The 14217-nt window shown below is 56.2% G+C and carries 12 protein-coding genes and 1 tRNA gene; 2 read left to right on the top strand and 11 right to left on the bottom strand.

Annotation, left to right across the window (positions count from 1 at the left end; translation table 11 throughout):
* Nucleotides 1-148: 148 nt before the first annotated feature.
* Nucleotides 149-1933, bottom strand: a complete 1785-nt coding sequence (locus J3T92_RS03445; protein WP_267399736.1) for a macrolide family glycosyltransferase — start codon at nucleotides 1931-1933, stop codon at nucleotides 149-151.
* Nucleotides 1855-2430 (bottom strand): hypothetical protein, encoded by a 576-nt coding sequence (locus tag J3T92_RS03440; RefSeq protein WP_267399735.1) that lies wholly within the window; start codon nucleotides 2428-2430, stop codon nucleotides 1855-1857. The genes J3T92_RS03445 and J3T92_RS03440 overlap by 79 nt, the downstream gene beginning before the upstream one ends.
* Nucleotides 2431-2614: 184 nt before the next feature.
* On the opposite strand from J3T92_RS03440, the gene J3T92_RS09510 reads away from it, so the two are divergent.
* Nucleotides 2615-2797 carry a WhiB family transcriptional regulator gene (locus tag J3T92_RS09510; protein WP_416378892.1) on the top strand — a complete coding sequence of 61 codons (183 nt, stop codon included), beginning with the start codon at nucleotides 2615-2617 and terminating at the stop codon, nucleotides 2795-2797.
* A 184-nt stretch (nucleotides 2798-2981) separates the two neighbouring features.
* Nucleotides 2982-3494, top strand: a complete 513-nt coding sequence (locus tag J3T92_RS03435) for an EXLDI protein (protein ID WP_267399734.1) — start codon at nucleotides 2982-2984, stop codon at nucleotides 3492-3494.
* 1043 nt (nucleotides 3495-4537) lie between these two features.
* Here the strand turns inward: J3T92_RS03435 and J3T92_RS03430 are convergent.
* The 9 genes from J3T92_RS03430 to J3T92_RS03390 all read right to left on the bottom strand — a co-directional run bounded on the left by J3T92_RS03430 (nucleotide 4538) and on the right by J3T92_RS03390 (nucleotide 14211).
* Nucleotides 4538-4611 (bottom strand) — tRNA-Arg (locus J3T92_RS03430).
* Between the two features lie 105 nt (nucleotides 4612-4716).
* Nucleotides 4717-5526: a TlyA family RNA methyltransferase gene (locus J3T92_RS03425; RefSeq protein ID WP_267399733.1), complete on the bottom strand. Its 810-nt coding sequence runs from the start codon at nucleotides 5524-5526 to the stop codon at nucleotides 4717-4719.
* Nucleotides 5523-5843: a hypothetical protein gene (locus tag J3T92_RS03420; protein WP_267399732.1), complete on the bottom strand. Its 321-nt coding sequence runs from the start codon at nucleotides 5841-5843 to the stop codon at nucleotides 5523-5525. The genes J3T92_RS03425 and J3T92_RS03420 overlap by 4 nt, the downstream gene beginning before the upstream one ends.
* Before the next feature lie 5 nt (nucleotides 5844-5848).
* Complete coding sequence (locus tag J3T92_RS03415) at nucleotides 5849-6913, bottom strand: HAD-IIA family hydrolase (protein ID WP_267399731.1); 1065 nt, start codon at nucleotides 6911-6913, stop codon at nucleotides 5849-5851.
* Nucleotides 6910-9084: a helicase gene (locus J3T92_RS03410; RefSeq protein WP_267399730.1), complete on the bottom strand. Its 2175-nt coding sequence runs from the start codon at nucleotides 9082-9084 to the stop codon at nucleotides 6910-6912. The genes J3T92_RS03415 and J3T92_RS03410 overlap by 4 nt, the downstream gene beginning before the upstream one ends.
* A gap of 23 nt (nucleotides 9085-9107) precedes the next feature.
* Nucleotides 9108-10439, bottom strand: a complete 1332-nt coding sequence (gene tyrS, locus J3T92_RS03405; RefSeq protein WP_267399729.1) for a tyrosine--tRNA ligase — start codon at nucleotides 10437-10439, stop codon at nucleotides 9108-9110.
* Between the two features lie 248 nt (nucleotides 10440-10687).
* Nucleotides 10688-11419 (bottom strand): SGNH/GDSL hydrolase family protein, encoded by a 732-nt coding sequence (locus J3T92_RS03400; RefSeq protein ID WP_267399728.1) that lies wholly within the window; start codon nucleotides 11417-11419, stop codon nucleotides 10688-10690.
* 93 nt (nucleotides 11420-11512) lie between these two features.
* The gene (argH, locus tag J3T92_RS03395; RefSeq protein WP_267400242.1) at nucleotides 11513-12958 is read right to left on the bottom strand and encodes an argininosuccinate lyase; all 1446 of its coding nucleotides are present in this window, start codon (nucleotides 12956-12958) and stop codon (nucleotides 11513-11515) included.
* Nucleotides 12959-12975: 17 nt separating this feature from the next.
* The gene (locus tag J3T92_RS03390) at nucleotides 12976-14211 is read right to left on the bottom strand and encodes an argininosuccinate synthase (RefSeq protein WP_267399727.1); all 1236 of its coding nucleotides are present in this window, start codon (nucleotides 14209-14211) and stop codon (nucleotides 12976-12978) included.
* Nucleotides 14212-14217: the final 6 nt, after the last annotated feature.

Below are 14217 nucleotides of genomic sequence, written 5' to 3'. Positions count from 1 at the left end.
GGCATGTGCATCTGCATACCAGCCCTCAATCAGATGTCGCTCTTGGCCTACAGGCGCAAACATGATGCCCTGCGGAACAACAGTTTTTCTATCTTTCATCGACAAATCCAGCATAAAGAGGTGGTGCTGCACATATAATAAGACGGCATTACCCAGCTTGTTTTCTCTTATCTCTTAACAAATTATTAAGATCTTCTACCACTTGCCGGTTCCCACCGGAATGCTGCATATCCTCACCAATCTTCTTTACATTTGCGGCAATTTGTTTATCTTCTAGGACATCAAAAGCCGTTTGCCTGAGTGAAGTTTTATCGATTGCCTTTCGACTCAAAACTTTGCCCAATCCCAGTTCGGCAATTCGTGCTCCTACTGTAGGCTGGTCATCCGCCATAGGGACCACCACCATGGGAACCTGATAATACAGGGCCTCGTTAGCACTGTTCATACCTCCGTGAGTGATAAAAAGAACAGCTTTATTTAGAACAGCTAATTGATCAACAGACTGATGAATATGTATGTTCTCTGGGACAGAGCCCAATTCAGTTCGGTCGAAATTCTTACCGACAGATAAAATTACCGTCACATTTTGCTTCGCGAATGCACCCACTACCGCCTTATAAAACGGCATGAAATTGTTAAAAATGGTCCCCAGTGACGCATAGATGATAGGCTTTTCTCCAGCAGTTCTAAGCTCGTTATTCAGGCTGATATCGCTTGTTTTCAGGTCTCTGCCATCCAAAGAAGGGCCTATAAATTTGAAACTCTTCTCCGGGAAGGATGCGCTATCTAACTGGAATGCCCGAGAAGTGTACACGTATGTAATTGTAGGAATATTATCAACAATCTCCGTAACAAAATCAGAAGATTCAATACGCTTATGCCTTCGCATTGAAAGCGACATCGCTTTTATGATGGGAGGAAATTTTAAAAGACTGGTTACATGCAACCCGCCCGTATTCGATAGTTTCATGAGAATGGAACGGTTGTATGCAAACGTAGAAGAAAGACGAATAGAAGGGACACCAATCTGGTCAGCGAGGCATTTCCCTGAAAGCAATAGGCTCTCATACAACAAAGCATCGTACTGTCGCTCAGAAGCTAGGCGACGGCCCGTGTTTATTGCATAGACCCCACCACGCAAGCTCTGTACCGTATTCGGACGCTCAGGATAATGGTCGTATGACACAAACAATGCTCCAGATTCTTCTATCTGTTTCTTCCATCTGGGATCGCATACATACGTAACCGAGTAGCCAGCTTTCACTAAAGCTCGAGTTGTACCCAGAGTCGGATTGATGTGCCCTTGATAAGGCATATTCAACAACAAAAGTTTCCCTTTGCAAGATGAGATATCCAAATCATCATGTGGAGGAGCTGAAATAGCTCCTTTGGTTATTGTCATGATTACTGCTCCCCCCCTAATCGGAGTCCATGCTACCATATAGTCGGCATTGAAGTACTCTGGATAATCTGAATATTGTATGTGCAATATTTCTTCCTTGTAATGAACCTCAGCCGTCTTGTGGGTTGAATCAACTCTAAAAACGTGGAAACTCTTTAGCTTGCCATGCAATACGCCAACAGTCTTTGCTGCTGCTTCCTTAACGGCCCAAAATACGGTTTTCCAATATGAAATTGTTTTATCGGTTGTCACTACAAGATGTGCTATTAAATGCCTGTCTTCGTCAGAAAACGCAAACTGCATAGTATCGTCTGTAAATTCTTTTATCCTTGCGATGTCAATACCAAGCCCGCCACCATCAACTGATTTCTCACCAGCTATTGCAACACCAGTTGAATCGCAATGCGCTATTGAAACTTGAACACTCCCAGGATTAAAACCATTACGTCCTTTTACAAAAGGAGCCCCATCAGATCTATTAGAAATAGCGATTTGTGCTGGAAAAATGCTGCCGGCATTTTTTCTTCCCAAAGGTAGCTACGCAGCATATCTTTAGCTGCTATTCTTCCTGCTAGCCAAGTTCTTTTCTTCATTGGGCTGAGACGGTCATATTCTTTCCGCTCTTCAGATGGAAGATAGTTGGACATCATAGATTTTCTATCTTGCAGATCGTCGCCTGACAAAGTGAATGATGCCCAAGTCTTGCCATGTATATCCGAGAGAACAGTCTTCTCGGGCCAATGAGTGTTGTCATAAATTTTAGGGTTGCCTTTGAACCTTCTACTAGTCCAGTTTGTTATAACAGCCCAAATTTTATCTTGATAAACGAGCTGTATGTCAGCTCTAACTACTGAGTCTGTTAACTCTTTTATGGATCCCGCCGACTGCCCCGTCTGCGAGTTCGACGCCTGAAACCGCAATACCCACATGAGCACGGCGGAAAGAAAACGGCGGCCGGCGCGCGAAGAGAAACAGGCCCGGCCCGCGAAGCAAAGTGACCAAACCGGAACAGATACATACCACTTCATAGGTCACCGGCCCGAAAAAGCCAAACCATGAATCCTCTCAACGCGAACAAGGAAACGGGGCAAGACTGGGCAGAGGTGCATTTCAGACCCCCCCCCCACCGCGCATGCCGGGCAGGTCTACCGGTGCAGGCTCTTCCCTCGAATGTAGACAGACCGGGTCTCAACCTGATCTGTGACCGCATGTATGGACCGGAGATCGGTGACACCGCCGACGACCGGGCCCTGCAAAAAGGCAGCCAGGCAGGTGTGCGAGGTCTGCCCGATACAGTACAGCTGCCTACCCGTGGCCATGAACTCCAGCTATGTGGACGGCATCTACAAAGGTCTGATACACATGGAACGCAAAGAACCGGCACAGCTGATATAGGGTTCACTCGCCTCCCGAATGCCCAAAGAGGTAAGCAAGAAAGAATCCTTGAGAAGACTGCTCAAGTCAGAGCATGATCTTTGGCCCAGTTCTAGTAAAGAGGCTATTCATAAGTAAAAAAGATAGCACAGACTCTCTAAGCAGCCGATTTGTCATCATGAAAGATATGTGTATAACTATAATCATGGCTACAAAGAATATTTATGTCTCAGAACAAGACTTGCCCCTTTTCAAAGAGGCTATGCAGTACGCTGACAGCCTCTCCACAGCTGTTGTGTTGGCTTTACGACTTTTTATAGATACAGAAAAAGAAAAAGAGTCAGGAAATAAGGTTATCGAACTAAAAGTTTCATCTGATGGCCGAGAAATCATAAAAAGGTTCATAGGTAACAAAATTTATAAATTCAGTGACAGATCTGCAGGGAAAATGCATATTACGGAGATTTTTCTTACCAAGAAGAAGAACTATGTTTTATACGAGCGAACTTTCACAGACTGGTCAATGTTTGCCGAACATGCCTTTCGGCTAAGCGATGATCCGAGAAGTTGGTACATTGATTATCCAGACAATGTTACTCGAGAGATGTCGGTTTATAAAACCCTTGATGAGCTGAAATTACAATTGCCAAAAAAATTAGCTCAAAAGGTTATGACTACTGAGTCTACGTATAAAAGTGTTGAAGATTTGGATATATGATAGGAGATACTTAATATTGGAGAATGCCAGAAAAGAAAAAACATGTTGCATGAGCAACTATCAAAGGCAAAATAGCATGAGTGTGATAGAGCATATAGGAGTGAATTAATACTAATATTTTAGATTCTAAAACAAGAAAAGACTTGCTTTCCAATTAAGCATACCGAGACACCGAATTACTATAAAAAAGTCCCTGACACGATAACTCCTGTAAAGCCCCTTATTATTTCTGGAAAACAAGTCCGGAAGATGATTTCTTCCCCAGTGATCTCTATAAAAATGAGAAGACTCCCCAACCAAACCGAGCTCGCATTTTTAGTCAAAGATTATTGCCCCATCCAACCTGATCTGTTTCCGTTCGACCAAACTTCAGGCGATAGGGGAGAGAATTTCACATAATCAAGTAAAGCACTTTTGTTATATAGCATAATGAACAATTTAGCTAAACCTATTGATGCGCTCATCTCTGCTACTCTGAGCCAACACTTGGGAGAATTAAGTAAGCTAGCTTTTTTAATTCTGAGAACCAAATAATGTTAATCCGAAACAAAGCAATTAATATCACTGCCAGCACAATCAGGGCGGACTTCAACCACTTGTCATGTATCCATGCTTTTGCCATACCAACCTCTATGCGTCAGACAACAACCCGTTCCGATTAGCGATAACCAGCGTCAGCCCACGGTAGCGCGCGCTGACGCATAGGAACAGGTATGAGCCAAACACAGGAAACAATGAACGAAAACACGGCCTTGCCCTCGACCAGGCTGCTGACACCGACCGATGGGCCGAGATCGTGGCGCGATACAGGACTAGCACCCTGAACGCATGGAGGGCGCAGAAAACCAGGCTTCTATATGTGCATATAGGGCGCCTGGTCAGATACCGGCCCGAGAACGTGGCCGACCTGATACGCTGCAACACGGTATGGCCGGAGTGAGATCGATAGGGCACCCTGCACATACGATGTGCTCGAAATATGCCCAATCCCGAGAACAAGAATGGTCCCGAGGCTGTAAAACCTTGAAACCATAGCTTTTTTGTGCGCCAGACAGGATTCGAACCTGCAACCTGCTGATCCGTAGTCAGCTGCTCTAATCCGTTGGGCTACTGGCGCATGTCATCTTGACGAGGAACTCGTTTTGACAACTCATTTATATTACCGCAATTGTGGATTCTGTCCAGTCTGGTGTGTCGCACGGGAAGCGGGAAGCCACAGGCTTTAGGCCGACCGTGACCAAGAGAGCCAGAGCAGATATTCCACGTTGCCATGAGCTCCGGTTATGGGAGATGGCATGGTAGCGCGGGCAACGAATCCTTGCTCACGTGCACAGGCCAAGACGCGCTCTAACGCCTCTTGTCTGCGGTCCTCCTCCGTCACAATGCCATGATGACCCAGCAGGCTACGCCCGACCTCGAACTGGGGCTTGACCAGCAACAAGCAGTTGGCAGCAGGCGCCAGCAACCCAGGCAGAACAGGAACGACGTAGGTCAGCGAGATAAATGACACATCGGAGACCACATATTCAGGGCGATACGGTAGGTCCCCCGGACGGACTTTGCGTATGTTGACACCGCTCATGTCAATCACCCTAGGGTCAGCGGCAATCCGTTCCAGCAACTGTCCGTGGCCCACATCAAGGGCGATAACACGTCTCGCACCATGTCTGAGCAGAACGTCAGTGAAACCGCCTGTAGAAGCGCCGATATCGAGACAGAGCCTGTCCCGCGGACCGGGCATCCCCTGCGCCGCAAAAGTCGTCAGGGCACCCTCCAGCTTCAGCGCGCCACGGGAAGCATAGTCATCGCCCGGGTCCAGAAGAATCACATCACCCGGCTGGACGCCTTGAGAAGGCCTTGATGCCAGATGATCGTTGACTGTAACCCGGCCCTGGCGAATGAGCGCCTGGGCCCTGGCACGCGAATCCGTGAGTCCCTGTGCAGGTAGGACGCGGTCAAGCCGGTCGCGGGTGTGAACGACAGTTCTACGGCGACCTGCCCCAGCGCTGACGGCCGCGTCCTCATCGTTCACTTGCCCTCCCGATTCAGGTCCTGCTGAAGCCCGGCCAGCACCTTGCCGAGCATCTCGACCTGCTGGGCATCGTCCAGATCGTCCAATTTCGCCAAATAAGGGAAACGCTCCAAGAGAGGGGCCATGGCTTGCTTATCCAGCGGCTCTTCAGGTGCTGACGCAGTCGGATTCTCGTCTTCTGTCTGTGAGGACCGTCCAGAATGCTCAGACTCTACAGGCTGCCCGGTCTGGCTGGACTGCTCAGGTAGCACGCAGCGATTGAATCCTTGGGATGATCCACTCGCTCCGCGCTGTCCGGACCTGGCTTCTTCTGACATAGCTGCTATGCCCCTATGACGAAGGCAGGCAGATCCAGCGAATCCATGTCTCCGCCACGATCCTGATACTCCCAGAGTGCACAGGCGCAGGATCGCACGGCATCCAAGTCAGACAGGGGGTCGCTCCCGTCCTCAAGAGCTCGCAGAGTGACATGCCCGTCATCATCCACCTTTGCAGTTTGGACGCCGCAGTGCCAGGTCTGGTCAGCTTCCTTTTCAGGCTGCGGTTGCGGCGCGGCCAGGCTGCGCAGGTCTTCAGCCAGATAGGTCGGCCGCCATTTGGCCGGTGCAGTCAGAATGGCGGGTGTCCGAGCCACGCCCGTCAAGACAACCATAGAGTCGTATCCGCCCCGGTTGGCTGCCTCAATGTCGGTATCCAAACGATCGCCCACAGGCAGGCATTGATCAACGCCCAAGATTTTTTCCTGGCTGTCGGCCAACAACTGCCGTGCCTCGTCGTACATGGCCGATTCCGGCTTGCCGGCTGAGTCCTCCGGCTGCTTGCCAGTAGCCAGAATCACGGGTTGAAGCATGGCTCCATTGCCAGGCGCCATGCCTCCTTCACGGGGCAGAGTCTGATCCTTGTTAGTAGTGAAGTACCGTGCACCGTTTTCGATGGCAAAAGCGGCCTGGGCCAGGTCCTGCCAGCTCAGTTCGGGATACCAAGCCTGGATGACGGCCTCCGGCTGGTCTGTGGCCTTGTCGACGGGCACCATTCCGTTGATGCGGATTTGATCGCGTAGATGATCGGATCCGATGACCAGCACCTTGGCGCCCTCCTGCAAGTGTCGGCGCAGCATTCGTGCGGCGACTACAGCGGAAGTAATCACCTGTTCATCATCCAAGGTCAGACCGAACCCGCGCAGCTGATCGGCCACCACATGAGGGAACCGGGATGCGTTGTTGGTGGTGTAAGCCATGCGCATGCCCAGCAATTGAGCGCGATCGATGCCCTCGGCCGCATGCTCGACAGGGTCAGCGCCCCGGTAGACCACCCCGTCCAGGTCCAGCAGAGCCAGGCGGTAGGTCTTTGCCGGAGCGTCATCAGTTCCTTTGAAGAAGATGGTCACGATTCAGCCCTGTCATCATCAGACATACCGGACTCATTGACCTGCTCATCCCTGGCCTGTTCATTTTGATCATTGATAGTGTCTGTCTCGGATCCTGCACTCAGGACAGCCGTCTCACCGTCGTCGACAGTCGATTCATCGGCAACAGCCGCGTCAGCTTCGCTACTGTTCTGGCCGATTTGAGAACCATCATCCGAAGTTTCTGCATCAAGGCGAGAAGACTCCCCCCCGGATTGTTCCACAGCATCTGACGATTCCTGCATTCCGGATTCCTGCATTTCAGATGAACTAGCAGAGTCGGACGAACCAGTTGAATCAACAGTGTCGGATATATCAACTGAATCAGTCGAGTCGGTTGAGCCATCTGCGTCACCTATGCCAGCTGAGTCAGCTGAATCGTTCAAAGCTACTGATTCGTGAGATTCCTTAGCCATGCTGTCATCAGCACCCTGATCGGATGCATCAGTGGCATCAGACTCAGCATATTCAGTCTCACCCTCATCCGAGTCATCCTCACCGCCGTCCGGGTCGATGGAGAGATCCTCCATCATGGCCGGATCCAGGTGCTCCAGGTCATAGTCAATCAGGATCTCCTCGGACTGTCCATCCTTTTGCCCATCCTCGCCTTCATCCTCGTCGGCATACTCAGCTTCCAGCCGATCCAGCAAGGGTTCCAGCTCCAAAGCCTCCTGGCCACGACCAGCCTGATCAAGGAAGTTCTGTTCGGCTTGGACGGCACGCATCCGATAGTCGCCGCTGAGCCCACGGGCCTTGACCAGAGCCTGAACGGTCTCGATGGCCTTGTCCCACAGGCCCAAATCGCCCAAGGCTCCGGCATAGACCAAGAACATCTCCGCCTTGGGCTCGCCCTGCAGCTGGCTGCCCTCGTCGGAGGTAGCCTCCTCAATGGCCTTGCTGGGATTGCCCAGACCACGTTCGCAGTCGGCGATGAAGGGCAGGTAATCCGGGTAGCCGTTCATACGGTGCGCAGTGCGGAACTCCTTGAGGGCCAGTTTGTAGTCGCCCTGACGGTAGGCCACCAAGGCCAGCGTCTCCCGGGCAAGATCAATCCGCGAGGCCTGCCGGGCAGCCCACTTGGCGTGAGCCAGGGCCCCCTGGGGATCGGTCTCCTCCAGTGCGTAGGCGGCCAGGATGTGCAGACCGATGTTCTCCGCGTGTTCCTTGCTCAGCCCACGCAGGCGCAGGCGGTCATCCTTGGAGAGCATGGACCATTCCAGGCCCTTGGGCATCTTGGGCTCGCCAGGCCGACGATCCGTGTAGGGGTTCTGCGAGGGGTAGGAAATGGTCCCGTCTGAGTTGCGGCGACCGCGGTCATAACCATTCTGACGGTCACGCTGATAAGTCCCGCGGCGGTCGTCATGGTGATAATCTTCACGGCGACGGTCATCGCGACCATGCTGGCCCTGGTACCTGTCGCCATGGGAACGGTCACCCCGATAGCCGCCTTGACGATGGTCGTCACGGGAACGGTCACCATAGGAACGGTTGCCATAGTGACGATCTCCATGTGAACGCTCCTGGCGTGGACGGTCATCACGGGAGCGGTTGTTCCATGGGCGATTCCCACCGGACCGCTCATCCTTCCGACGATCAAACCTCCTGTCGTCATCCCGACGACGGTTGCCACGGAAGCCCTGACCGCGATCGTGGTCACGGTCATGCCGCTGGTAGCCATACCCCGACCTACCGCGATCATTGTCATGGTCACGATGCCCGTATCCACCATGACCGTTGGCGTGGAAGTCGCGACGAGGACGGTCACCATCCTGTCGACGGCCGTGGCGGTCATCACGCCTGTCAAAATAGCGATCCCGGTCGGAATCCCTACGGAAGCCGCCGTGGCCATCCTGACGATCATGCCTGTATCCTCGATTATCGCGGTCGAACCGGTCGTGCCCGCGTCCGCGGAAGGGCCGCTGTCCATTCCTGCCCTCGGAGCGACGCTCTTCGCCGCTCTCGCCGTCATGGTTGTGGAAGTTGCCGGAACGGTGACCTCCCGAACGGTAGCCTCCGGAGCGGTATCCGCCCGAATGCGAACCGCCCTTGTGGAAGCCCGAAGAGCGACGGCCGCCCGACCGGAAGCCTCCTGGGCGCGAACCGCCCCGGCCTCGTCCGCGATCACCCCGGGAATGATTGTGTTCTTCTGCCATCAGTGTCCTTAATTCCTACGTTCCTACTTGCCGGCCCGACGCTCAAGTGCGCCCAGGGCCTTCTTTCCTCTGCGAACCAGGGCGAAGCGCCCATGCAGAAAGTCCTTATTCTCCAAAACCTGATCCGGATCCTCGATCCGCTGGTTATTCAGATAGAAACCGCCCGATGCCACAGTTTTACGAGCCTCAGAGACCGAGCGGAAGAGTCCGGCCGCAACCCCGGCTTCAACCAGACGTTGACCCTCACTGGCTGCAGGCAGGGCTCGCCCGCCTTGGCCATCATCGATCTTGAGGCCGTCGAGTGCGGAATCCAGCACATCCTCGTCCAGCTCCTCCAGGGTCTTGCCGCGACCGAAGAGAGCACCAGAGGCATCAATGGCCCCTTGGGCGGCATGCTCGCCGTGCACATAGGAGGTCACCTGCCAGGCAAGGACCTTCTGGGCCTCGCGAACGCCCGGATCCTGGGCGGTCCTCTCCTCCAGACGCTCAATCTCGGCCTTGGGCAGGAAGGTGAAGGTCTTCAGCAGCTTGACCACCTGGTCGTCAGGCTGGTTGAACCAGAACTGGTAGAAGCGATAGGGGCTGAACATGGTGGGATCCAGCCAGACTGCATTGCCTTCGGACTTGCCGAACTTCTTGCCCTGGGAGTCGGTGATCAATGGGCTGGTCATGACGTTGACGGATGCATTGCGCACCTTACGAATCAGGTCCAGGCCGCTGGTCAGGTTCCCCCACTGGTCGCTGCCGCCCAGCTGCAGGCTGCATCCGTAGCGGTCGAAGAGCTCCAGGAAGTCGTTGCCCTGAAGCACCTGGTAGCTGAACTCGGTAAAGGAGATGCCTTCGTCTGAGTCCAGACGGCGGGCCACCGTGTCCTTGGCCAGCATGGTGCCCATGCGGAAGTTCTTGCCAACATCGCGCAGGAAGTCGATGGTGCTCATAGAGCCGGTCCACTCATAATTATTGACAAACCGGACGGGATTCTCACCTTTGGTGTCCAGGAAGCGCCCGATCTGGCCACGCAGGCGCTCGGTCCACTCAGCCACGGTCTGCTTGGGGTTCAGGGTGCGCTCCCCCGACTGCCGAGGGTCGCCGATCAGCCCGGTGGCCCCGCCCACAACGGCGATGGGATGCAGACCGGCCGCCTGCAGGTGGCGCATGTTGAGCAGCTGGACCAGATTGCCCACGTGCAGTGAGGGGGCCGTGGGGTCAAATCCGCAATAATAGGTCACCGAGGGGTCGGCCAGCACCTTCCTGAGCTCGGACTCGTCCGTGCACTGGGCAATGAGACCGCGCCACTTGAGTTCGTCGAAAAGCGAGTCGAAACCCGCCTGCCTGAAATCGGTGACTTGCGACATGAGAGGCTACTCCCTATCGAATATTTGATGAATGTATGCTAAACCCTACTATTCTTGCAACAGATACCGACACGACAGAGCCCCGAACCACTGCAGACAAGACCGCATCAAGCCGGAATTCCCGAGGAATGAAGCTGGGTTGATTATTAATTGCGGACCATCCGCTGTTGACCGACTCTTGACCGCCGACTGTTGGGCTATGGCAGGGCGACCAGCAGGAACCTTTCTGCACAATCGCTGCATTCAAGTCAGGAATGCACAGACACAGATAACTGATCGATCAAGTCTTGGGGAATATGGTCGACCACGCAGGCGGCCATGCGCCGATATCCTTCAACCCCCGGATGGAAGTGGTCAATGCCCCAGAAATCGGGTCGGTCAGTGCCAACGTCGTCACGGGTGGCATCCACGAAAGGCACCGAGGCCTCTTGGCAGACCCGACGGCTGGTCTGCGTCTGGCGTGCTATCCGACGCTCCACCTCGGCCCTGAGCGCCCGACCCAGGGCAGGATCTCGATAGAGCTGACCGGAGCTGAGCACCAGCACCTGGCGGCCCTTGTCTTTAGCCAGATCGATGCTGGCTGCCAGGTCATCCCGCCACTGCTCATCGGTACGATTGGCCATGATGTCGTTGGATCCCGCACACAGAACCAGCAGATCAGGATGATCCTGCAGAGCGGGCAGAAACCGGTAACGCACCCTGCGGATGGTGGCCCCCAACCGGCCCTGGGTCGACCAGGATACCGGGCGCCCCAACCGGGTGGCCAGGCAGGCTGCTATGTCAGGGACGAAGCCCTGGCTCTGGTCCTTCACCCCGCAGCCGACCGCCATGGAGTCACCCACTACCAGCATGGTCAGCGGCTCCAGGTCGCGGCCTTGATCCGGTGGCGAGCACAGCCCTTGGCGTGAGCCGGGTGGCTCCTTGGCCAGAGTGATGTGCTGCTTGGCCCACCAGGCCTGGACCAGTGCCACCGGATTCATGTTCGCCGCCGCCTTTCGCTCTTTACCCTCCCTCTTGGGGAATTGCCGTTCGGAATTTTAACGCGGCCACCGGTCTGGCGGAAACCAGAAAGCTCACTTGGGCGGACGGAAGGCGGGCCCATCAGATTGCGAGTCGGCGAAAGCCTTCAGCTCTTCCAGCACATGTACAGCCTGGTCCATCTGCTCCTTGACCCTCTCCGGTGCGGTGCCCCCCTGGCCCTGGCGAGCGCGTACTGCTCCCGCGGCAGTCAGGACCGAACGGACCTTTGGAGCTTGATCGGCAGGCACCCAGTCAGCGAAGACCCTGACGAAATCGGCATCCTCCAGGTCAGCCAGCTCGCATCCACGCCCCTCGGCCAGCTTGACGCAGGCTCCGGAGAGCTCGTGGGCATGCCGGAAGGGCACTCCTTGCCTGACCAGCCATTCGGCCAGGTCGGTGGCCAGAGCAAAGCCTGTGGGTGCCTGCTCCTCCAGCCGATCCTTGTTGAAGGTCAAAGTAGCGACCATGCCGGCAAAGGCGGGCAGCAGGACCTCCAGGGTATCCACCTGGTCGAAGACCGCCTCCTTGTCCTCCTGCAGGTCGCGCGCATAGGCTGTCGGCAGCCCCTTGAGGGTGGTCAGCAGGCCAGCCAGATCCCCGATCAGTCGACCGGCCTTGCCGCGAGCCAGCTCGGCCACGTCCGGATTCTTCTTCTGAGGCATAATGGAGGACCCGGTCGAATAGCCGTCGTCCAGGCAAACGAAGGCGAACTCCTGGGTGTTCCAGATGATGATCTCCTCGGCCAGCCTAGATAGGTCCACGCCGATCATGGCGGCGACGAAGGCGAATTCGGCCACCACATCCCTGGCGGCTGTCCCGTCGATGGAGTTGGCGCAGACCCGGCTAAAGCCCAGATCCCGGGCCACTGGCAGGGGGTCCAGACCAAGGGTGGTGCCAGCCAGCGCACCCGACCCGTATGGACTGGCATCAGCACGCTGGTCCCAGTCTCTCAGGCGCTCCAGGTCACGGATCAGGGGCCAGACATGGGCCATGAGCTGGTGGGCCAGCAGAACAGGCTGGGCGTGCTGCATGTGGGTGCGGCCAGGCATGACCGTGGTCCCCGCCGCACGGGCCTGATCCATCAGAGCCTGGGCCGTGCACAGCAGATCCTTGGCCAGCACCCGGGCGTGACGACGCAACCAGATCCGAATCAGGGTGGCGATCTGATCGTTGCGCGAACGCCCGGCCCGCAACTTGCCGCCCAGCTGGTCCCCCGCAATGTCGATCAGGCCGCGCTCCAGGGCCGTGGCCTCGTCCTCATCGCCGGGTTCAGGGGCGAAGGCGCCGGAATCCACCTGATCCTGGAATTCATCCAGGGCTTGTTCCATACGTGCCAGCTCGCCATCATCCAGCAACCCAGCACGGTTGAGGGCCCGAGCGTGTGCCCGGGAACCGGCAAGGTCGTCATCGGCCAGTCGCCAGTCGAACTGGGTGGACCGGCTGAGCTCAACCAACGCCGGCGAGGGACCACCGCTGAAGCGCCCGCCCCAGAGGGCCATGGGCTTGTCGCCGGTGCTCACTGCTCTTGTCCGTCCTGTGCAATGCCGTTGCCGAAGCGCATGTCACGGGCGGCGGCCACCTTGTCGGCCAGGCCGTAGATGGCGATGAACCCGTTGGAGGCGTTCTGGTCGAAGCTGTCGCCGGACTCGTAGGTGGCCAGGCTGTAGTCGTAGAGGGAGCTGTCGGAGTGACGGCCTGTGACCACGGCCTGCCCCCCGTGCATGACCATACGGATGCGGCCGGAGACATAGCGCTGGGTCTCCTCGATGAAGGCGTTCAGGGAGCGGACGGCCGGCGAGTACCACTGGGCGTCGTAGACCAGCTCGCCCCAACGCTTGTCGATGTCGCGCTTGATCCGGTGCTGTTCGCGCTCCAGGCAGCAGTTCTCCAGCTCCTGGTGGGCGGTGATCAGGGCAACGGCCCCGGGTGCCTCGTAGAGCTCGCGGGACTTGATGCCCACAAGCCTATCCTCGATCAGATCCACACGTCCGATGCCCTGGGCTCCGGCCCGGCGGTTCATCTCTTCGATGGCCTCCAGAGGCGTAACGGCCCTGCCGTCGATGCGCACGGGGATGCCCTGCTCGAAGTCGATGGTCACCTCGTCCTCGACCGGTGGGAAGGCAGGATCGTCGGTGTAGGAGTAGACATCCTTGGTGGGCCCGTTCCAGGGATCCTCCAGGTAGCCTGTCTCGATGGCCCGTCCCCAGACGTTCTGATCGATGGAATAGGGGCTCTCCTCGGTCTGCTCGATGGGCAGGTGGTGCTCCTTGGCGTAGGCGATTTCCACATCCCTCATCAGTCCCAGGTCACGGATGGGGCTGATGGCCTTCAGCGAGGGGTCGATGGACATGATGGAGACCTCGAAACGAACCTGATCGTTGCCCTTGCCGGTGCAGCCGTGGGCTATGGTGTCGGCACCGTACTGGTGGGCCGCCTGGACCAGATGCTTGGTGATCAGCGGCCTGGAGATGGCCGATACCAGCGGGTAGACACCCTCGTACATGGCATTGGCCTTGAGCGCCAGCATGCAGTAATCCCTGGCGAACTCGTCCCGGGCATCCACCACTACAGACTCGACGGCTCCGCAGTCCAGGGCCCGCTGGCGGATGGTCTGCAGACGCTCGCCGCCTTGCCCCACATCCAGGGAGACGGCCACCACATCCTTGCCGGTGCGCTCCTTGAGGTAGGGAATGGACACCGAGGTGTCCAGGCCGCCCGAGTAGGCCAGCACGATGCGATTGTTTTCGGTCATGGCGAT

The organism is Bifidobacterium sp. B4081 (assembly GCF_026537335.1).
Classification (GTDB): domain Bacteria; phylum Actinomycetota; class Actinomycetes; order Actinomycetales; family Bifidobacteriaceae; genus Bombiscardovia.
The sequence above is the reverse complement of the archived record's forward strand: the minus strand, read 5'-3'. Positions and strand labels throughout refer to the sequence as shown.

Coding starts and splice junctions, on each gene's coding strand:
- J3T92_RS03440 (WP_267399735.1), bottom strand. CDS start 2,430: ATGAAGTGGTATGTATCTGTTCCGGTTTGGTCACTTTGCTTCGCGGGC.
- J3T92_RS09510 (WP_416378892.1), top strand. CDS start 2,615: ATGGACCGGAGATCGGTGACACCGCCGACGACCGGGCCCTGCAAAAAG.
- J3T92_RS03435 (WP_267399734.1), top strand. CDS start 2,982: ATGGCTACAAAGAATATTTATGTCTCAGAACAAGACTTGCCCCTTTTC.
- J3T92_RS03420 (WP_267399732.1), bottom strand. CDS start 5,843: ATGTCAGAAGAAGCCAGGTCCGGACAGCGCGGAGCGAGTGGATCATCC.
- J3T92_RS03410 (WP_267399730.1), bottom strand. CDS start 9,084: ATGGCAGAAGAACACAATCATTCCCGGGGTGATCGCGGACGAGGCCGG.
- tyrS (WP_267399729.1), bottom strand. CDS start 10,439: ATGTCGCAAGTCACCGATTTCAGGCAGGCGGGTTTCGACTCGCTTTTC.
- J3T92_RS03400 (WP_267399728.1), bottom strand. CDS start 11,419: ATGAATCCGGTGGCACTGGTCCAGGCCTGGTGGGCCAAGCAGCACATC.
- argH (WP_267400242.1), bottom strand. CDS start 12,958: ATGGCCCTCTGGGGCGGGCGCTTCAGCGGTGGTCCCTCGCCGGCGTTG.
- J3T92_RS03390 (WP_267399727.1), bottom strand. CDS start 14,211: ATGACCGAAAACAATCGCATCGTGCTGGCCTACTCGGGCGGCCTGGAC.